The organism is Paenibacillus terricola (assembly GCF_014779765.1).
Lineage (GTDB): Bacteria > Bacillota > Bacilli > Paenibacillales > Paenibacillaceae > Paenibacillus_T > Paenibacillus_T terricola.
Genome location: NZ_JACXZA010000005.1, coordinates 591,803 through 612,914, shown reverse-complemented (window position 1 = coordinate 612,914; position 21,112 = coordinate 591,803). Strand labels below are relative to the sequence as shown.

Annotated in this window: 17 protein-coding genes; 13 read left to right on the top strand and 4 right to left on the bottom strand. The window is 51.2% G+C overall.

Annotation, left to right across the window (positions count from 1 at the left end):
• Positions 1-193: 193 nt before the first annotated feature.
• From H8B09_RS21510 to H8B09_RS21485, 6 genes are all read left to right on the top strand, one after another.
• Positions 194-1,513, top strand: coding sequence for a CapA family protein (locus H8B09_RS21510; RefSeq protein WP_224753839.1), 1,320 nt, complete (start codon positions 194-196; stop codon positions 1,511-1,513).
• Positions 1,514-1,531: 18 nt separating this feature from the next.
• On the top strand, positions 1,532-1,978 hold the full coding sequence (locus H8B09_RS21505; protein ID WP_191205600.1) for an SRPBCC family protein: 447 nt from the start codon (positions 1,532-1,534) through the stop codon (positions 1,976-1,978).
• A 240-nt stretch (positions 1,979-2,218) separates the two neighbouring features.
• Entirely contained in the window at positions 2,219-4,075 is a 1,857-nt protein-coding gene (locus tag H8B09_RS21500; protein ID WP_191205599.1) for an acyltransferase family protein, read from the top strand.
• A gap of 139 nt (positions 4,076-4,214) precedes the next feature.
• Positions 4,215-5,324: an SPFH domain-containing protein gene (locus H8B09_RS21495; RefSeq protein ID WP_191205598.1), complete on the top strand. Its 1,110-nt coding sequence runs from the start codon at positions 4,215-4,217 to the stop codon at positions 5,322-5,324.
• A 12-nt stretch (positions 5,325-5,336) separates the two neighbouring features.
• Complete coding sequence (locus H8B09_RS21490) at positions 5,337-6,461, top strand: TFIIB-type zinc ribbon-containing protein (RefSeq protein WP_191205597.1); 1,125 nt, start codon at positions 5,337-5,339, stop codon at positions 6,459-6,461.
• Between the two features lie 230 nt (positions 6,462-6,691).
• Positions 6,692-6,892 carry a hypothetical protein gene (locus H8B09_RS21485; protein ID WP_191205596.1) on the top strand — a complete coding sequence of 67 codons (201 nt, stop codon included), beginning with the start codon at positions 6,692-6,694 and terminating at the stop codon, positions 6,890-6,892.
• An 11-nt stretch (positions 6,893-6,903) separates the two neighbouring features.
• Here the strand turns inward: H8B09_RS21485 and H8B09_RS21480 are convergent, their stop codons facing one another.
• Positions 6,904-7,743 carry a WYL domain-containing protein gene (locus H8B09_RS21480; protein WP_191205595.1) on the bottom strand — a complete coding sequence of 280 codons (840 nt, stop codon included), beginning with the start codon at positions 7,741-7,743 and terminating at the stop codon, positions 6,904-6,906.
• The gene (locus tag H8B09_RS21475) at positions 7,718-9,037 is read right to left on the bottom strand and encodes a helix-turn-helix transcriptional regulator (RefSeq protein WP_191205594.1); all 1,320 of its coding nucleotides are present in this window, start codon (positions 9,035-9,037) and stop codon (positions 7,718-7,720) included. Before H8B09_RS21475 ends, H8B09_RS21480 begins: the two co-directional genes overlap by 26 nt.
• A gap of 568 nt (positions 9,038-9,605) precedes the next feature.
• Here H8B09_RS21475 and H8B09_RS21470 point away from each other — a divergent pair.
• On the top strand, positions 9,606-11,141 hold the full coding sequence (locus H8B09_RS21470) for a TROVE domain-containing protein (protein WP_191205593.1): 1,536 nt from the start codon (positions 9,606-9,608) through the stop codon (positions 11,139-11,141).
• On the top strand, positions 11,116-11,916 hold the full coding sequence (locus tag H8B09_RS21465; RefSeq protein ID WP_191205592.1) for a nucleotidyltransferase domain-containing protein: 801 nt from the start codon (positions 11,116-11,118) through the stop codon (positions 11,914-11,916). The genes H8B09_RS21470 and H8B09_RS21465 overlap by 26 nt, the downstream gene beginning before the upstream one ends.
• Before the next feature lie 65 nt (positions 11,917-11,981).
• Here H8B09_RS21465 and H8B09_RS21460 read toward each other — a convergent pair whose 3' ends face one another.
• Both H8B09_RS21460 and H8B09_RS21455 read right to left on the bottom strand, forming a co-directional pair.
• Complete coding sequence (locus H8B09_RS21460; RefSeq protein ID WP_191205591.1) at positions 11,982-12,557, bottom strand: histidine phosphatase family protein; 576 nt, start codon at positions 12,555-12,557, stop codon at positions 11,982-11,984.
• A 134-nt stretch (positions 12,558-12,691) separates the two neighbouring features.
• Complete coding sequence (locus tag H8B09_RS21455; RefSeq protein WP_191205590.1) at positions 12,692-13,192, bottom strand: DinB family protein; 501 nt, start codon at positions 13,190-13,192, stop codon at positions 12,692-12,694.
• Between the two features lie 115 nt (positions 13,193-13,307).
• Between H8B09_RS21455 and H8B09_RS21450 the strand changes: the two genes are divergently transcribed.
• From H8B09_RS21450 to H8B09_RS21430, 5 genes are all read left to right on the top strand, one after another.
• Complete coding sequence (locus tag H8B09_RS21450; RefSeq protein ID WP_224753837.1) at positions 13,308-13,775, top strand: DIP1984 family protein; 468 nt, start codon at positions 13,308-13,310, stop codon at positions 13,773-13,775.
• Positions 13,776-14,130: 355 nt separating this feature from the next.
• Complete coding sequence (locus tag H8B09_RS21445; protein ID WP_191205589.1) at positions 14,131-16,083, top strand: cellulase family glycosylhydrolase; 1,953 nt, start codon at positions 14,131-14,133, stop codon at positions 16,081-16,083.
• A gap of 261 nt (positions 16,084-16,344) precedes the next feature.
• Positions 16,345-18,099 (top strand): methyl-accepting chemotaxis protein, encoded by a 1,755-nt coding sequence (locus H8B09_RS21440; RefSeq protein ID WP_191205588.1) that lies wholly within the window; start codon positions 16,345-16,347, stop codon positions 18,097-18,099.
• 569 nt (positions 18,100-18,668) lie between these two features.
• Positions 18,669-19,769 (top strand): glycosyltransferase, encoded by a 1,101-nt coding sequence (locus H8B09_RS21435; RefSeq protein WP_191205587.1) that lies wholly within the window; start codon positions 18,669-18,671, stop codon positions 19,767-19,769.
• Positions 19,766-20,407, top strand: coding sequence for a glycerol-3-phosphate acyltransferase (locus H8B09_RS21430; RefSeq protein WP_224753836.1), 642 nt, complete (start codon positions 19,766-19,768; stop codon positions 20,405-20,407). The genes H8B09_RS21435 and H8B09_RS21430 overlap by 4 nt, the downstream gene beginning before the upstream one ends.
• The last annotated feature ends 705 nt before the right edge of the window (positions 20,408-21,112 follow it).

Here is a 21,112-nt window from a genome sequence, read left to right as displayed (position 1 = left end):
ATCTGAATATAGCCGCATAGGAAGGGCCCTTGAACCACAATCGACCAGATTGTGGTTTTTTGTTGCTAGAACGCACAAAGAAAGGATAATGTCGCTTCAGCTAGAATTATAGAGGAGATGATAGGGGGTTATTGCAATTCATAGAGAGAATGCTGTTCGTTATCGTTATCGTTATCCTGCACCAATATTGCTATTGGTTCTAATTCTTACCGGCTGCTCGATGCAGGTAGGCCTATTAAAGCCGCAAATGCAAACCGCTGCGCCGCCTGTTGTCGTAACGGAACCGCTGAGTGGAGCGGGACAAGGCGCTTCAAAAATGGATGCTTCAGCAGCAGATGATACAGCAGTGAATGAAACAACGCCTGATGAGACCAATAAGCCTGATACCAGTACGTCTGATACTGGGCAGACGGCGGTCGACTCCGGCAAGGAGCCGACATCAGGAACCGACAATGACACGGAAGCGGTAACGCCGATTGAGCCGGATTCTGTCGTAACAAGCGTTACGATTGCCGCGATCGGTGATGTGCTTATTCATCGTCCGATATATCGGGAAGCCGAGCAGAAGGATGGGACCTATGACTTCAGCTCTGTTTTCAAGCTGGTGAAGAACACGATGCTGCAGCCCGACTTGCTCATCGCGAATCAAGAGTCGATGATTGGCGGGAAGAAGATTGGATTATCGACCTATCCGTCCTTCAACAGTCCTTTTGAAGTAGGCGATACATTGAAGGATGTAGGCGTGGACTTCGTCACTGTTGCGAATAACCATACATTGGACCGCGGGGAGAAAGCGATCCAGAATGCGCTGAAGCATTGGGATGAACTAGACATGCCTTATACAGGCGCCTACAAGAATGAAGAGGATCAATCCCATATTCGGACCATAACCCGGAATGACATCACATTCTCTGTGCTCGCCTACACGTATGGAACGAATGGTATTCCTATTCCTAAGGGAAAGGACTACCTGGTCAATCTGATCGACATGCAGAAGATTGAAGCTGACGTGAAGCAGGCGAAGCAAATATCGGATGTCGTTGTAGTGGCTATGCACTGGGGAACGGAGTATCAAGATTTCCCGAACAAGCAGCAGCAGCAATTGGCTCAGCAGCTCGCCGATCTTGGCGTCGATCTCGTAATTGGCAACCATCCGCATGTGCTGCAGCCGCCGCAATGGGTAGAGGGTCAAGACGGTCATAAGACGTTCGTATGGTTCTCGCTGGGCAACTATATTTCATCCCAAGAAGGAACGAAGAAGCAAATTGGTGGTATCGGGTACATCGATGTGGTTAAAACAACAGTAGGCGGACAGTCCACTATTGAATTAACGAATCCCGGTTTTATGCCAACGTACGTCTATTTCAGCAATTGGAAAGATTATCGGATTACGCCGCTGGAGCAGACGAAGAACAGCGAGCTTGCTCAGGCAAACAAGCAGTTCAAAGCAACGATGAAGCATATGAAGAGCAGCATGCCGGAATTATCGCTTATTCATCCAATCGCATCATAAGGAAGGGGATAGCAACCGATGGAGCCAGTTACGATACCCGATTTATCGGCTAGGCCATTTCAACTGACTGTTGAACGTCATATGGAGGCATCGCCAGAGCGAATCTATCTCGCGTGGACGAAGCGGTTTGACTGCTGGTTCGCTGAGAAAGGAACGCTCATTATGCAGGGAGAAGTAGATACGGCATTTTTCTTCGAAACGGTGCATGAGACGAATCGCCATCCGCATTATGGACGTTTTCTGCGACTCGAACCTGACCATCTCATTGAGCTGACATGGGTGACGGGAGCAGGCGGAACCAAGGGTGCCGAGACGATTGTGAGGATCGAGCTCGAACGTACCGATGCAGGCACGAATCTGCGTCTGACGCACGCGGGCTTCCCTGACGAGGAGTCCCGCAGCGGTCACGAACAGGCATGGCCGTTCGTACTCGAGCAGTTGGATCTGAAGCTGGCGAATTTGTAAGATGAGCTGAGTTTCTTATATGGGCTCTCCATGAGAAGGGAGCCCTGTACAGTATCTGTGTAAAAATGACCTAGTACCGCGCCGGTACTGGGTTTGTTGTCGTTTTCAAGTTGAACGCCCTGGCTATGACAGTTTCCGAGCCGGGGTTTTGATCCGTACATGGATTAATGTACCTGCAAACTTTTTGGACTTCTTGTTCGTCTTGCCCATGCAACATAAATTAAGGCGAGGACTGGGACAATGAAAGACATCTTGAAAGCATTTCATCACAACAACAATAGAAGTCAACGCTTGAATGAGCCACTATCCGGCAATAAGCGTTACATGCCAGGATTGGATGGACTCAGAGCGGTTTCTGTAATGGCGGTCATCGCGTATCATTTCAACTTCAAATGGGCTTCCGGAGGCCTGCTGGGCGTTGGTGTTTTTTTTGTTTTGTCCGGTTACCTGATCATGGATCAGCTAATCTCTCAGTGGAAACGAAGCAAACGGCTCGATCTTAAAGATTTTTGGATAAGACGAGCCCGACGCTTGCTGCCGGCTATGATCACAATGCTAGTATTTGTTGCACTGTGGTTAGCCTTTTTCGACATTAACCGATTAATCGCATTAAAAGGCGATTTTCTTTCATCAGCCCTTTATTTCAACAACTGGTGGCTAATATTTCATAACGTATCGTATTTCGAAAGCTTCGGCCCACCGTCTCCTATCGGACATCTCTGGTCTTTGGCAGTTGAAGAGCAGTTCTACCTTATATGGCCATTAGTGGTCATTCTTCTTTTGCGCTTGGTTCCCCACAGAAGCAAAGTATATTTCATCATACTCGCAGGTGCAGCTGTTTCGGCATTAACGATGGCGATGATCTACATGCCTGGAATGGATCCAAGTCGAGTCTACTACGGGACTGACACCAGAGCATTTGCGCTGCTAATCGGAGCCGCTCTCGCAGTAATTTGGCCAAGTCAGAGCTTGGCTGCAAATATATCGCGGAAATCTCGAACGGTTATGGATGTGTTCGGAGGGATCGGGTTATCAATCATCATTTTTATGATGTGGCGAACAAATGAATATGGCGACTATCTTTATCATGGCGGACTCGTATTGTTATCTATCATCTCTGCCGTTGTAATCGCCGTACTTGCCCATCCAGCGAGTCGCCTTGCAAGACTCATGGGCTGTGGTCCCTTGCGCTGGATCGGCGTGCGATCCTATAGTCTTTATATTTGGCATTATCCGGTTATCATTCTAACCAGTCCGACGATGGATACGAATTCGCCGAATGTTTATCTTTTTATTATCCAATTAGGGGCTAGTCTTCTTCTTGCGGCTTTATCATGGAGATATATCGAACATCCAATACGCAATGGTGCATTAGGAAAACTAAAGGGGATTTTCAACATGAATCTGAAGCTGAATTACCGTCGTCTCCTGATGATGATCACGATAGGCTCACTTGTACTGTTGTCTATAGCATGCGGGAGTATTGCGGATTCAACAGTTTCAGTTCAACCGAACTCCGAAACTGCTGCTCCAACTATGAAGGACCAGTCCGACATTTCAACACATAGTGAACCGCCAACAACACCTAGTCCTGACGATCTGATCAAGGATGCCTCTGTTAACAAGGAACAAACCGGTAAAGGGATTACGGCTATTGGTGATTCCGTTATCCTTGATGCCGCGCCATATTTAGAAGGGAATCTTCCTGGCATTCGAGTAAACGGGAAAGTAGGAAGACAAATGTCGCAAGCGCAAGAGGTTGTCGACCAGCTTAAGGCAAGCGGAAGGCTCGGCAGTCATGTCATCATTGAACTGGGTACGAACGGGGCATTTAACTCCAAAGAGCTGCGGAAATTGCTTTCCTCGCTAGGTGAAGCTCAACAAATCATACTGGTAAATACTCGTGTTCCAAGGAAGTGGCAAGATACCGTTAATTCGACGCTTAAGAAAGTCACTGCTGATTATTCGAATGCTGTTCTTGTAGACTGGTATTCATCAAGTCAAGGGAAAGATCATTACTTCAGAAAAGACGGCGTTCATCTTAATCAGGAGGGTGCCAAGTTCTACGCGGAACTTATCGCAGAAGCCATTCAGTAGTTAATGCATACATACAGAAGAGGCTGTCCCGTAGGACTGCCTCTTCTTGTTTGAACATGGACAATCATACCCTATTGAACTTCGGTGGAGGTTATCTCATAATTAAAAGATATTGGAAGCACGTGAAGGAGGCTTATCGATGGGACTGTTTTCATTTCTTAGAGGCCAGTTTGTTGAAGTAATCGAATGGGTGGAGGATACCGAATCGCTCGTGTATCGTTTTCCTGCTTATGATAATGCCATCAAGATGGGCGCGCAGCTGACAGTTCGCGAAGGACAGGCGGCGATTTTTCTCAACGAGGGTACGATCGCTGACGTATTCGCACCGGGCCGTTATGAGCTGAGCACGCAGAACATGCCGATTCTAACGGCGCTTCGCTCCTGGAAGCATGGATTCAACTCGCCGTTCAAGGCAGATATTTATTTCGTGAAGACGACAATGATTACGGACCAGAAGTGGGGCACGACGAATCCGGTTATTATGCGTGACCAAGAGTTCGGTATCGTCCGAGCGCGCGGCTTCGGTAACTACTCGTTCAAAGTATATGATCCTGCAGCATTCATGAAGGGCATGCTTGGTTCACATACAAGCTTCAACGCAGATCAGATCGGCGGTTTCTTCAAAACGATGATCGTGTCGGCAGTCAGCGACCTGATAGCGGAATCGGCTATTCCGGTCATTGACCTGGCCATGCATTATGATGAATTAAGCAAGCAGACGGCTCAAAAGCTGGCGCCTCAGTTCGATGCGATCGGACTGGCGCTGATGGGCTTCGTCATCGAGAATATCTCGCTGCCGGATGAAGTGGAGAAGATGATCGACAAGCGTTCTTCGATGAACATCGTCGGCAATCTCGACCAATATATGAAGTTCCAGACGGCGGAGTCGATCCGCGATGCGGCGAACAATCCGAGCGGCGGCCTTGCAGGTACTGGTGCAGGACTAGGCGCTGGCATGGCAATGGGGCAGATGATCAATCAGATGATGAATGGCGCTGCACAGCAGCAGCAACCGGCTAATGGCGCGGCGGGATCGCAGGCAGGGCAGCAGCAACAGTCGCAGCAATCGCAGCCCACGCAGAGTGGAAGCGGCGAAAAATGCGGCAGCTGCAGCCATACGCTCAGCGCGAACGATAAATTTTGCCCAGAGTGCGGTGCGGCTCGTCCGGTTCGCAAGTTCTGCTCCGAATGCGGCGGCGAGCTTCAACCGGGAGCGAAGTTCTGCTCCGGCTGCGGCACGAAAGTGTAGAGGTGGCTCGACATGGGAGAACATGAGCCGGCAACGGCGAAGGAGCCGATAGCGACTTTTCCGTGCCCGAGCTGCGGCGGCCAGATGCAGTTCGATACGGCGAGCCAAACGCTCAAATGCCGTTATTGCGGCAGCGAGAAACCGATCGAGGGCCGAACAGGGGGCGATGAGCCGACGGAGTACGAGCTTGATTTTACCGATGAAGACAATGATGCGCTGAAGGATTGGGGGACGGAGCAGCAGGTGATCAAGTGCGGCAACTGCGGCGGCGAGATGCTGCTTCCCGCAGGTCAGACGGCTGCGGTATGCGGCTTCTGCGGTTCGCCCAAGGTGCTGCCGCAGGGCAATCCGGGCAGTATCCGGCCCGAATCGGTCATTCCGTTCCATATTTCGAAGGAGCAGGCGACGGCATCGTTCAATGCTTGGCGGAAGAAACGCTGGTTCATTCCGAATGCGTTCAAGAAGCAGTCGGTCAGTTCCAATCTGAATGGCATCTACGTGCCGTTCTGGACGTTCGACAGCGAGACGACGTCCTCCTATTCAGCCGAGGTTGGCGTATACCATTACCGGACGGAGACGCGGACGCGTGTCGTTAACGGCAAGACAGAGACTTACACGGTGCAGGTCCGTTATACGGTATGGCATTGGACGAGCGGCACGCATGAGCATTTCTTCAACGATGTGCTGATTCCCGCCTCCGGGCAGTACGACGGCGCGCTGCTTCGCAAATTGAATGATTATCGACTGGAGCAGCTTGCGCCTTATAAGCCGGAGTACTTAAGCGGATTTATCGCGGAACGGTATTCCGTCTCGCTCAAGGATGGCTGGCGCGAAGCGAAATCACGAATCGATGGGGAATTGAACGGTGAGATTCGTCATCGAATCGGCGGCGACGAGATTCGTCATCTAAGCATCGACACGACCTACTATGATCAGACCTATAAGCACATCCTGCTGCCGGTGTGGAATGCGAACTATCGCTATAACAATAAGACATACCGCTACATGGTGAACGGCGAGACCGGCAGTGTATCGGGACGCGTACCGCGCAGTCCTTGGAAAATTACATTCTTTGTGCTAGCCTGCCTCGCTGTCGCAGGGGTTGTCGCTTATCTGTACGCACAGAGCCAAACGTAGCGCATATTCGACAAAATAGAGCCTTCATCCATGATGTGGATGAGGCTTTTTGCATATTTGCACACAACGAAGTTTAGAGGGCCATTTTTCATATTTGCAAGTTGGTTAAGTTCGGTCGACATGAGTGTAACAGATTCTAACTCATGGGTTAATTTTACAGATATGCGAGTCTCGTTTATAATCTTCCTACCGTTCGTTAGAATTTCACTGCAATTTATAGGGGGTAGAGGATGAATAACTACGGCATGTTCTTTTTCGGCTTTATTCTAATTGCTTCGAATCTCATCCAAGTCGTGAGCCGCTGGGGAGATAATGACGCGAAGTTCTATCTGTACCTAGGACTATTGCTGCTGTTAGTGATTGTAATGATTATTCGGATTATAAAAATAAGAAGAAGTCATACAGTCAAAAATAAAGCGCGGCTGAGTTAGTTCAGCCACGCTTATTTCCCCATTGAGGACGAGGTATCGCCATCGTCTCTCTCGGCTCCAATTCCATACCGCGCAAGCGCCTTGGATGAAGACTCTAGCATACGCCGCTTCAAGTAATCGTCTTCCGTGACACGAATGCGAAGACCTAGAAAACGGATCTTAGATAGCAAATACTCGCCTTCATCAGCGGGATACGTAACGTGAATATGATACCGATCAGCCTGCTCGTCATAACTGACCGTCTTGTCGAAGCATGAGAACGCATAGAGGATGCGGGACAGCTCCTCGTTGTACATGCGAATCACCTCGATGACGGCATGCTGCTTGCGTTTATCGAGCAATTCGGCGGCGCGGCTGTGGAGTGATGCTGTTCGTTCAGCGGTCAGTTCAACCGCATCAGCCGAGATCAAATTGACCAGTTTGGTCGCCATCAGCATGCGGCCGCGTGTGCTGTACCAGAGCAAGTACCATTCCCGTTTCACCATGCTGTATTCGAGCTTGAGCGGAAGGCCGAACTGATGCCGCTTGTCGCCGTTTTTGAGCCGGTACGAGATATGGCAGCCGTGACCTTGCGCAATGATACGCCTTAAGGGGCGCAGCAGCGGGTGGTACACATGTTTCTCCCGGCTTTTGGCTTTCTCGATAATGATGCCGCGAATATCGGTCGAGGCTTCTTCCGCGAGCAGTCCGTGCAGTTTACCGAGTGTATCCGAGGTGAAGGCATTGACCGCTGACGGATCAGCAAGCAGTGTCTTCAGCCAAGTGCGCTCTTGTGCGGTCAGCGCGAAGGCGTTCGACTCATCGAGCCGCGAGAGCATCTGGTAATTAAATATTTTCTCGAACGGGTTCATAATGGGCCTGAATCTCCTTCCACTCCGCAATAAACTCCTTACGCAGCCATGCCGGCTGAAGCACCTCGCAGCTGGAACCGAAACTTCTAAGCCACGGTTTAATCTCATAAATACCGTTGACCATAATCTCGTAGAGGAACGATTCGTCGGATTCCTCTGTAATCGTCCCCCATTGGCCCTGCGCTTCGACACGATCCCGAATGAAGTTAGGACCAGGCGGATTAAAAAATCTCGCCACAACCTTAATCGGCCGCAGCGTATCCACGACCCAGCTGTGCGCCATCTGCCGCTCGACTGTGCTCAAATGCCGCTCAAACTCTTCTTCGGAAGCGGCCTCGCCTTCCTCGATCTGCGTAATGCCTTCCATGCGATATTTCGCAATTGCATTCCGCTTCGTATGTCCGATCAGGTACCAACGCCCGTATTGGTGGTCATAGATAACGCGAATCGGTAGGAGGGGTTGTGGTTCGTTCTGCTCTTCACGCTCGAACAGCGGATTCGTGTTCTTAGCCGAGTAGTTTTTCCCTTTGCGAGGGGCATGGTATATAAAATGCACCCAGCGCCGCTCGCGGATCGCGCGGTGTATCGTGTGCAGATGCGCTTCATCGAGAATACGCGAGTGGTAGTGGTACTTATATAGATGCGTCTCAGCTACCGCTGAATCGAAGCCGCGCTTCCGTAATGCCTTCTTCAGCGTATCGCGAAGCAGATAACCCTGTACGGAAGGCACCTGCGTATTCGCCATCACGTCGACGAAATCATATAGATCAAGCAGTTCGTCATCCGACAGCTCGTTGATCAATCCGTTCGCCGCCGTGTAGCGGTAGGGACGACTCTCTGAAGCGCGGACGATGACGCCGACTTCCTCTAGGTATTTGAGATCGCCGCGGATCGTTTTCTCGTCAGGGCTTGCATAGTCGGTCGGCATCGTCTCGCTGCAGCAGTCGAGCAGTTCTTTCGCGGTTAGGGATTGCTCCTGCAAGGCGGTCAATATAACGGCGAGTCGCACGCTCTCCGATTCCTTCAGCGACTTGGCGCGGAAGAGGAACAGCAGCAGCGGGTCAGCCGATTCATAGTAATTGTAGCGAAGCCCTTCGGATAACTCCGTCTCCTGCTCGGGAGACAGTGGCTGCTTGAGCGAGCTTAACATTTCTTTCAGATAGCGCATCGTCTTGTCGTAAGTATGTACGGAGATACCGAGCCGCGCTGCGAATTGCTGGCGGTTATAGGCGCCGCCTGCGAGCGCCAGCAGTCGAAGCAGCTGCACCTCTTTGTCAAAGCTTTCTCTAGCCACTGTCCACTCCTCCTCGTTCTGTCCGGGCTTTAAGTGTAATGGCTCCATTGTAACAAGCCCGTCAACTGGGGGAAATGGAAAGTTTTTATTGAATCCAAGAAAGTATATGTTTCACCTAATACTAGGCTTGGATTTCTCCGGAATGAAATTTACTGCACCGTTTAAAGGTAGGCGGCAGAAATTTCACCTTGTCTCGCCATACTTACGCCCTGTTCGCGAAGGTGGAATTCGGAGACAATCAGGTTGTGAAGTCGAGGCCGCAAGGCGGAGACGACATGAATCGTTGAGGCGTTAGGAAGGGTTACTTCGACTTCTAATCGGCTTGTCGTTGGTTCGAGTCCAACCTTTGCCGCAAGGCAGAGTAGCTCAGTTGGTAGAGCAGCATGTTCCTTTCCGCCTTTTTCCTCAACGATTGTTACATATATGACATTAGAGCGAGGCGCTAGAGAGGGCTACTTCTATCCAACTGTTATTGCGGACGAATGCTCCGCATCGCTTTCTCGCATCTTTCCTCGCTCTTTCTTTTCCCAAAACAAAGAATGTTCCTTATATAAAGGGGGTAATACCGATGAGCATCGCTAAAAAATTGTTCGCCGCTATGAAACCGACAACGACCAACCGCGAGGGTTTCCCAGCCTACATACGTTCTGCAGAGGAACAGTATGTGCAGACGCTCGTGACGAATACAGTAGGCAATACGTTCTATGCAGACCAGCAGGAGCTGCTGCAGGAAGCAGAGGCGCTGCACTGCGAGATGGCGGAGAGCAATCCGCAGTTCATGGCCAAGGCGCTCGTATTCGCTCGCAATGAGGGCTATATGCGGTTGCAGCCGTTGTTTGGCTTGGCGGTGCTGTCGGTATATCGTCCAGACTTGTTCAGCAAGATTTTTCTCCAGGTGGTGCGTATCCCTTCGGATCTGTCAGACTTCCTGACGATCTTGAGCGGCATGGGACGCGGACAGGGCGGTCGTGCGGTTAAGCGTCAGGTCAATCGATTCCTCGCGAACGTAACCGAATATTGGGCGATCAAGTACAATGGACGCGGTAGAGGCTACAGCCTTGGCGATGCGATTGCGACGGCGCATCCGAAGCCGGCCGATCTGAAGCAGCAAGCACTGTTCCGTTACTTGCGCGGCCAAGAGGCGAATTTATCGCTTATCCCGCAAGTAGAGGGTTTGGAATATTTGAAGCGCGCCAAGACAGAAGTGGAACAGGTGTATTGGATCGAAGCAGGAAGACTGCCGCATGAGGTCGTTACGGGCGTCATCAAGCCGACGAAGCTGGTATGGGAGCAACTAATGGAGCAGATGCCGACTTTCGCGCTGCTTCGCAACCTGAATGCGTTGGACCGTGCGGGCGTATTGCAGGACCGTTACTGCCTCGATCGCGTTGTTAATCGACTGACAGACCCTCGTGCGCTTGCGAAGTCACGGATTCTGCCTTTCCGTTTCGCGACTGCCTATCGGCAGGTTAAGCAGGAAGCTATCCGCGACGCGCTTCGAGTTGCAGTCGAGTATACGTTCTCGAACCTGCCTGACTTGGAGGGCCGGACGGCGATTTTTCTTGATATCTCGGGCTCGATGGAAGGGCAATATTTGCAGACTGGTTCTGTATTCGCGCTTGCTTTATATAAGAAAACACAAGGCAGCTCGTTGTTCTGGCTGTTTGATACGACCGTTGAGGACGCGAAGCCATCGCGGGTAGATAGCATTTTGACGCAGGCGGATCGAATTCGCGCTCGCGGCGGCACCGACACAGGAGCACCTGTACGGAAGCTTCGCACAGAGCGGGAGCATGTGGATCAGATCATTATCATCACCGATGAGCAGCAGAACTATGGAAGTCCGTTCTATGTGGAGCTGGCGAAGTACCGATCGAAGGTGAATCGCGATGTGAAAGCGTTCATCATCGATATTTCACCCTATCGCAGCAGTATGGTGCCGCCGCTTGACGCGAATACGTTCTACATCTATGGCTGGAGCGAAACCGTGCTGGGCTATATTACGCAGGCGACCAAAGGTTACGGATCGATGGTGGAACGCATAGAGGCGATCGAGCTAGAGGCAGGGGGACAGCACAATGACAGCGGAAGCGATAAGGAATGAGATAACGGAACAACTGAGACGGATTGAGCAGGAAGAGCAGGTCCGGATTCTATATGCATGTGAATCAGGCAGTCGAGCGTGGGGGTTCCCGTCGCAAGATAGCGACTACGATGTGCGGTTCATATATGTTCGGCGGCCGGAGTGGTATCTGTCGATTCGAGAAGGAAGGGACGTCATCGAGCGTCCGATCAGCGACCAGCTCGACATCAGCGGCTGGGATTTGCGTAAGGCTCTTGGCTTGTATCGCAAGTCGAACCCGCCACTGCTCGAATGGCTGCAATCGCCTATTCGCTATGCGGAACCGTATCGTACCGCGGACCGGCTTCGTGCGCTGTCGGCGCAAGCCTTCTCGCCGAAGGCGTCCATGTTTCACTATTTGCATATGGCACGCGGCAACTTCCGGACGTATTTGCAAGGCGAGCAGGTGAAGATTAAGAAGTATTTCTATGTTCTGCGTCCTATTCTCGCATGCGAATGGATCTCGCAGTTCGGCGAGATGCCGCCGATGGGGTTCAACGAGTTGGTTGAGCGTCTACTGCCAAGAGATGGCGAGCTGTGGCACGAGGTTCGGCAGTTGCTTGAGAGGAAGAAGTCAGGCGAGGAGCTCGACTACGAGCTGCGCCAGGAAGCTATCCATGCTTACATCGACGAACAGCTGCCATCGCTGGAGGAACGTGCGCATTCATTAAAGGCAGCAGACACGCCGATCGATGAACAGCTGGATCGTGTGTTTATAGAGGCATTACAGGAAGTGTGGGGGCTTGTCCTGCCTTAATCGTTGGACACAAATAAATAGGCGTGATCACCAGCAATGGCAAGTGTTCACGCCTTCGGGCCTTATTATTTAACATCCCATAATCTTTCTACGCTTAATAATTGATGTCCCTTAAATTCCATGCGATAAACATCTGGCTTCGACGTATTCAGCATGAAATCCAAGTCATATCGAGGATCGTAGTAGCCCATCATTAAAGCCATGACCGCGCCGTGTGTTCCGATCGCGATTTTGCGCCCCTGGTGGGTCGTTAATAGCTCCTGCAGAACCGCGATAGCGCGGCGCTGACAATCCGCATTGGATTCACCGTCCGACCGAGCAAATAATCGATCGGCATAACATTGCCGCAGCAGCGGGAGCAGTTCGTTATTGGGCATTCGAATCTCTGCCGAGGAGAAATGCTGCTCCTTTAGATTTTCATAGACGATCATCTCTTGGTCCGCAGAATGAGCAAGCTCCTGTATCGTCAGAATGGCACGCTGATAGGGACTCGATACGAATACTTCAATACCTTCAGGCTGGAGCAACGCTGTGATACGGGAGGCATCCAGTATTCCTTTATCCGTAAGACCTCTAGTCCGCTCTGTTCCTTCCGTCAGCGGGGATTGGCCATGCCTTACCATGTAAATATACGTTTTCATCCTGTCCTCCTAGGTGGATACATACAGCATTCTTTCAAGGCCGATTGAACATGAAGGTGTAACAATCTTCTTCCTGGAAGCTGCACTGTTCATAAAACTGCCTCGCATATTTGGCAAAGCCGTGTTCTTGATCGCTAGAAAAGCCCTCCCAGACGATCGTCGGCTGGCGGCGGATAACCGAGCTGGCGGGCCATGGAGAGGATTTGCCCTTTGTGATGAAATTCATGCGTGATCGTATGGGTGAATAGAAGCAGAGGCGAGGCCGTATGCGGCTCGTCCTGCCAAGCGACGGGGTGCACGATAGGTTCAAGCCAATGATCGCTGCAGTTGTCCAAGAACCGCTGAACCGTATCGTCTACTTCAGCATACAGCTTACGGACTGTTTGAACATTCGCATGCTCAATCACTTCATTGGGCGTGTCGCGGTATTCAAGTGGAGGGCGCCTTAACGCAAAGGATCCAAGCCAGAGCCGATAGCTATCCGCTGCGTGGATATGCGTGCGCAGTATCGAGCCTCTTCCGAAAGTGGCAAGTTTCTGGTGCAGGAGGGGCGGCGGGATTTCCTCCAGAAAAGCGAATAGATTATGCCTTGCCGATCGGATCCATTCGTATTGCTGCTGCAGGGTCTCGATCATTGGAGAGTCCTCCTTATCGATTTGTAATATTATTACTTATTTGATTTCGATTCTTATTAACCTTCTAATCCAATCCATATAACGGTTTCAACCAGACTATTAAGAGAAAAAGGTGATGAATATGAAACTAGCAGAAGCGCTCGTATTTCGCGCAGACAGTTACAAGAAAATTGCACAGCTCAAACAGCGGCTGGAGCGTGTCGTCAAGGTTCAAGAAGGCGAGACGCCAGCGGAGGATCCACAGGTTCTTATCGCGGAGCTGGAGAACACCCTGCTCGAGCAGACGAACTGGATTCGGTTAATCAATAAAACGAATGCCGTTACACCGTTCACGACCGATATGTCGATCGCCGACGCACTGGCGGAGCGTGATCGTCTGATGCAGCAGCGCAAGCTGCTTAGCGATATTTTGGAAGAGGCGTCTATTCGTCAGGACAGATTCAGTCGTTCAGAAGTAAGGTATGAACGGACCATTGATGTAGCTGCTATTCAGAAGAAGATTGACGAGTTGTCCAAGTCGTATCGTGAGCTTGATTTTCGTATACAAGAGATGAACTGGAAAACGGATTTGATCGAAGACTAGTCGCGATGGTAGCCCATTTCAGTAGAAGCGAGCACAACCCTCCAACGGGTAAGTTGGACTCCGTAATAGATGCAGGGCCATGTCTATACCAATGACGAATTAGCCCAGTATTGTAACAAGAGTGCGCTTAGCACAGATGTATGGTGTATCGCTTAATGTGACGACCAAGTGCTGATCGACTGAGATGGGTGAGGGTGGGTAAGGGGCAACGACTAGGTCTATGGATGTAAATAGAAGATTTTACACCGAATTCGGGCCATACGCTATTAAACTTCATTTCCTTATTGGCGATAATTCATATAAAATATGGGTGATAGACATTGCCAAGCGATGAAGGTTATGGAGGAGTAGAGGAATGGCATTGAAGAACGTATCGAGAAAAATGGCAGCGGTTACATTGATGGTTAGCCTTCTTGTCAGTCTGTTTACGTTATCGATGTCGGTTAAGGCCGATGCAGCCCCAGCTGATAGCGGCGCCGGCAGCAAAATGCAGCAGTACGTTGCGGCCATGCAGCCTGGCTGGAACTTGGCAAACACATTCGATGCGCCGGGTTCAGAGACCGCCTGGGGCAATCCCTTCGTAACGAAGGAGCTAATTGATGCGCTTGTTGCGCAGGGCTATAAGAGCATTCGCATTCCGATCACGTGGGAAGGTCGGATCGGCAGCGAGCCGGACTATAAGCTGGACGAAGATTTCATGAAGCGAATTCAAGAGGTCATCGACTGGTCGCTCGATGCGGGTCTATATGTCATGATCAACCTCCACCACGACTCCAACTGGGTATTCAATATGACAACGGACCATGACGGGGTGTTGAACCGTTACAATGCGGTATGGAAGCAAATCTCTGCCTATTTCCGCGACTATCCCGACAAGCTGATGTTCGAGAGCATCAATGAACCGAGGTTCTCGGACGATTGGAACAAGGACACGCCGGAATATTTTGCGTTGTTGGATGAGCTTAATATGTCTTTCTTCAACATCGTGCGCAAGTCTGGCGGGAACAACAAGGAACGGCCGCTGGTCATCCCTTCGATTACGGCTAATCACTCGCAACCTAGGCTGGACGAACTGTATAAGACGATGACGAAGATGAATGATTCGAATCTGATCGCGACGATTCATTATTACGGCTTTTATCCGTTCAGTGTGAACATGGGCGGTTCAACGACCTTCGATGAGACAGCACGAACCGATGTGGAGCAGTCGTTCGACCGGGCGTACCATACGTTCGTTGAGAAGGGGATCCCGGTTGTCGTTGGCGAATTCGGATTGCTTGGCTTTGATAAATCGGTTGAAACGATTGAGCATGGCGAAATACTGAAGTACTTGGAGTACCTGACGTATTACGCGAGGCAGCGGCAGCTAACGCTGATGTTGTGGGATAACGGGCAGCATTTGGACCGTAACAACTTTACGTGGAAAAATCCCGACTTCTATCAAGTGATGCATGAAGGCCTCGTGAATCGTTCGTCCAATGCGGCTTCCGATCGTGTGTACTTAAAGCAGGGCGAGCCGGTGAAGGATGTCACCATTCCGATGAACTTAAACGGCAACACGCTTACCGCGATTCGAATTGGTGATCGTATGCTAACTGCAGGGACCGATTATACGCTTAACGGTGATCAATTGACGCTGACATCTGGGCTCCTGCAGTCGCTGCTGACTGCAGGACAGCTTGGCGTGAACGCCGTGCTGACATGTACGTTCTCGGCTGGGGCCGAGTGGAGCTTCCATGTGATTCAGTATGATACGCCGCAGGTGCGAAGCGTCGATGCCACTCGCGCGATGTTCATTATTCCAACGACCTTCAACGGCGACAGCTTGGCAACGATGGAGTCCGTTTATGCCGCAGGTGGAATAGCAGGACCTGATGATTGGACGCAGTACAAGGAATTCGGCAAATCGTTTGAACCCGACGAAGCGTACAATTACATTACGCTGAACAAGGTATTTTTCGATCAGGTGAAGGACGGCGAAGTGCTGCTCAAACTTCACTTCTGGAGCGGGGCGGTCATCGATTATAAGCTCATTGTTGATGGTCAGAAAGTATCGGGTGTAGCTCCGAACGGAGAGGTGGCGCCTACTGAAACAGCGCCTGCAGCACAAGCGGAGACCGCTGCTGCAGACAAGTCGGAAGCGGCATCCGTGTCGGAACAACCGATTGCAGCTTCATCTGACTCCGATGAGCGAGACTCGACGGGCCAGGCCGAAGCGCTGTGGTTCAGTGCGGGCGGAATTGTTCTTGTTGTTGCAGTTCTTGGTGTAGCGTTATTGCTCCATCGGAGAGGGATGTTCCGTTCCTAATCAATTTGCAGTGAGGATTATGAAGAGAGCTGTGGCCAATGTGCATGGATTCGTGCACGGGTTGCAGCTTTTTTTGGTGCGGCATCCGTTTTTATAACATAAGGAGAAACCCGTTTGGAAAATATTATAATGTTTATTTTTTGCATAAATCTAATCAAATTTGAGCAGGAAATGCCGATATTCATGTCGAAAAGACTTAAAAAATAGTAAAAAATGTCGATTGACATCAGTGAGATCAACTGCCAAAGGAGCGCATTCCCCATGTTTTTGTTTCGAAGCCGCTTGGTATTGAAGCTTTCCATTACGATTGTTGCGATATTAATCGCCTTGTCTTCCTTCTTCATCTACATTGAGGTCCAGAGCAGCAAGCACGCGAGCGAAGAGGCGATCGGCAGCTTCGGAATCCATACTGCGGAGGCGTATGCGGGGCAGTTTGATGTGAAGTCGTATGGCGCTTTTCTGCAGGATCAGCAGGAGAGCGAGCTGTATTGGACGATTCGGGAACAAATGAACCAATTCCGCGAGCGGATTGGCGCCATGTATGTGTACACGGTGCAAATTGATGATAAGAAGCAGCCGATTTTGTTGATCGACGGTCAGCCGAAGGGTTCCGACTCGGCTTCCCCAATCGGTGAAGTGACGGATATGCCGACCGAAGCCATTACGGCTGTCCTGCAAGGACATTCGGCGAAGTCCGATATCATCAAGAATCCGGAATACGGCGATTATATATCGGCCTATGCGCCGATTCATGATGCTGAAGGCAAAGTGATCGGGGTACTTGGTATCGATACGGACGTATCGGTATCCTCGGCGATTTATCATAAAGTTGTGAAGGACAGCATGCCGCTGCTTATTCTGGTTGGCGCGCTTACCTTGCTCGCAGCAGTTGTGATTGCGTTGCTGATGGCGCGATCGCTTCGTCCGCTCGCCATTGTAGTGAACAGTGCGGAGGCGCTGGCACGCGGTGATCTTGCCGAGGCGAAGGTGCAGCTGGAATCCAAACAAGTTCGTTCGAAGGATGAAATCGGACATGCATACGCCGCGATGAACCAGATGATCGAGCGGCTTGGCGTTACGTTGGGCGATGTCGTTCGAGATGTGAAAGTAACAACGCAGCAGCTCGTCGTATCAACGACCGAATTCCGTTCGGAGGCGGACCAGATGGTAGCCTTGAATGAGGAGCTGGAACAGTCGATGATTCAGCTTGCAGACGGCGCACGGCATCAACGCGTAGGGGCGGAGGACAGTGCGAAAGCGATGGAAGAGATAACGCTTGCCATCGGGCGTGTATCCGAAGCATCAACGAATGTATCGGTATCATCAGGCGAGGCGATTGAGACGGCGGAGCAAGGTCGTCAGTCGATTCAATGGCTTCGCGAGCAGGTTGTCACCATTGCAGATGTGGCGGAGCAGACGACGAAGTCCGTCGAACTGCTGAACGCGCATATGGAAGAGATCGCGCCTGTTCTTCAATCGATTACGAGCATTGCCGATCAGACGAAGCTGCTTGCGCTTAATGCTTCGATTGAGGCCGCAAGAGCAGGGGAGCATGGCGCGGGCTTTGCGATAGTAGCCGGCGAGGTGCGGAAGCTTGCCGAAGCTTCAACGGTATCAGCGATGCACATTACATCGCTGCTGCAGCAGATCGGTCAGGAGTCAGCGAATATCGGCGCCAGAATGCAGGCGAGCGGTGAAGAGATGACGAGAGGCACGACGCTGTCGGGTGAAGTAGAGATGTTGTTCAATCAGACCGTGGAGCGGTTCATTCACGTGAACGGCCAGATTCAAGAGATATCGGCAGCAGCTGAGCAGGTGCTGGCTGGCTCTGAAGAGGTTGCGGCATCTGTGGAGCAGATCTCGCAAATCTCCAGCACGGCGGCAGACAATACGGCTGCGATCCAGCGGATGTCAGCTCGACAGCTGGAAGCGGCGAAACGTATCGCCGATACGACGGAGCAGCTTCAGCAGAAGAGCGACGGGCTGGAAGCGGCGGTTGAGAAGTTTAAGCTATAAGAACAGGGAGTCAGCGACCATGAGACGGTTGCTGGCTCTTTTTTTTATTAGGTGCAGAAATGCACCTACGGGGAGGCAGCGCAGCCGAGTGAGCGGATGTAGGTGCAGAAATGCACCTACGGTGGGGCAGCGCCAGCCGAGTGAGCAGATGTAGGTGCAGAAATGCACCTACGGTGAGGCAGCGCAGCCGAGTGAGCAGATGTAGGTGCAGAAATGCACCTACGGTGAGGCAGCGCAGCCGAGTGAGTAGATGTAGGTGCAGAAATGCACCTACGGGGAGGCGGCGCGCCGAGTGGACGGATGTAGGTGCAGAAATGCACCTACGGTGAGGCAACGTAGCCGAGTGAGCAGATGTAGGTGTAGAAATGCACCTACGATGAGGCGACGCAGCTGTCGGAGTGGTTGTAGGTGCAGAAATGCACCTACGGTGAGGAGGCGCGGCCAAGGGTTTATTATCGTTCGAGAAACAGGGCTGCTCTGAACCTATTACCGCTGAAGTCTATTTCATTACTCATATAAACGTTGACCCGGCAATATATTGACAGTAATAAGCGGAGGGGGTCATGCGAATGGAGACGGTAATCTTCGTGCTGATGCTGTGCGCATGTGCCGCGGGCTTCGTTCTGTTCCGCCGCAATACGGTGCCAGTCTGTCGACTGGGACCGATTGAGCCCAGCAAGCTGTCTATCATCATTCCAGCAAGGAATGAGGAACGGAATCTTAAGCATCTGCTTCATTCATTGGAGCTGCAAACCTATACGCCTATTGAGATTATTGTTGTCGACGACTGTTCAGAAGATCGAACGCGGGAAATTGCCGAGAAATTTGGTGTACGGGTCATTACGAATACGGAGCCGCCGGAAGGATGGACAGGCAAGAACTGGGCGGTGTGGAACGGCTACCAGGAAGCCACGGGTGATCTGATTGCTTTTCTCGATGCGGATGTACGGCTCTATCCTCATGCGCTGAAATCGCTGCTGGCGGCAAGGGAACAGACGGGCGGCGTCATCTCAGTTGTACCTTATCATGAGGCAGTCCGTTTCTATGAACGTCTGGCTTTTATTCCGAATCTGTTGGGCTTGTACGCATTCACCTCTCCATTCGAGCGGTCGAATCCGAACAAAGGGTTGTACGGCTCTTGTATCGTGACGACAAGAGTGGACTACGAGCTGGCGCGCGGTCACGAGAGCATTAAAGGCGAGCTGCTTGATGATCTTAATCTAGGTGCGCAATTTATGCGGGCGGGCATTCCAGTGACCAACTATATCGGTTATGGCATGGTTTCGTTTCGGATGTACCCGGGCGGTATTCGAAGCGAGATCGAAGGTTTTAGCAAAGGTGCCGTGCTCAGTACGAGCAAGCTAAGCGGCTGGACGACGTCGCTCGTTGCAGTGTGGCTTGTGGGCTTGCTGGCCGCGGAAGCTGCCCCTTTTGTACTCGGTATGTCGTGGGCACTGCCGATTGCGGCCGGATACTTGGCGTATACGATTCAGCTGTACAGCTTCCTTCACTATACCGGGCGATTTGGTTATTGGCTGCCTTTTGTTCACGTCCTTAGCAGCGTCTTCTTCCTATACATTATGCTGTACTCCGTTTACCAGATTGTCTTTCATGGGCAGGTTGCTTGGAAGGGGAGGCAGGTCAAGGTTGGAGGGAGGGGCAGGCGATGATGCTTCTGCTCCTATGGGCGCTGCTGTCGTTTCTATCCGGTTCGCTTATGTTCTCCTATTGGCTCGGGCGAATTGCTCGATATGATCTGAAGCAGCAAGGTGACGGCAACCCTGGTGCGATGAATCTGTGGAAGTCGGCGGGATACTGGTATGGACTGTCTGGGATTATACTTGATTTTGCCAAAGGATACGTGCCAATCCTGCTGCTCTTGCAGACAGATGCAATCGCGTCAGATAGCGGTCGCCTCCTCCTGCCGTCAGCTGCAGCGATACTCGGCCATATGTTCACTCCTTTCCTGCGAGGGAAAGGGGGCAAAGGAATTGCCGTAACGTTCGGCGTCTGGAGTGCGTTGACCACGTTCACTGCTTCGCTTGCTTATGCGATCATTCTTGCGCTGCTGCTCGTGATCGTCCGTTTGATCGATCGAAGCAGGCCGGGCTTTCATTCCTCTGAGACGGATGGCGTACAAGTGGTGCTTGGTATGGTGCTGCTCGGCATCTATCTCGTTGTGGCGGATTATTCTGCCGCGATTCGATGGTTCTGGCTGATTAGTGTGCTGCTGCTCGGCTGCTCGCATCATCGAGAGTGGCGGCGCTTCTACGCACGGTTCGTGCATCATCGTACACCGCCGTTATGATAAGGTGGGAAGCGGCTCCTGTCAGGTGCCGCTTTTTCTTTTGTCCCAGTATGCACGCATCGGAACATGGAGTCATATCAGTATGCTCAGTAGTCAGCACATTGAATGGATTAGCAACTTATCGCCGCACCAACACTACACCCATGTTACACCAATGCCCACCAACGCCGCACTAACGCCGCACTAACGCCGCACTAACGCCAGACACGCTAACGAACCATACTGACGCTAAGTACCTAAATAACACGCATTATTAGTTGTAACGAACTCCACCTTCGTTATTATGACGACAATGGTGTTGAGCTCGAGGACAACCAGCAAATAGTCGTATCCGAGTTCCTAAAATGGCGAGGGGTGGTTTTGAGGTGCCGATAGCGTGTACTCAGTTCGTTAGAAAACCCCGCTCGAAACTTTTTCATTTTCTAAGCAAACAACCGCTTGACATGTATCTCAAATTGTATTATCTTTAAATCAAGATAAATGAACGACACACAAACACAGCGACAACAAAGTCGATCCTAACTAGTGTGGCGGGCATGAATCGCAAATGGCTTCATCAATTAGCTTTAATGAAATTCATCAACACTAATCGTACACAAACGCATCAAGCGAACCGAGAGCATCAACATACATCAGCGAAACAAAAGACTTGGGCGATGCATAGTAAAGGGGCTCAAGAACAATGCTAACAGCAGAGGGTGATCA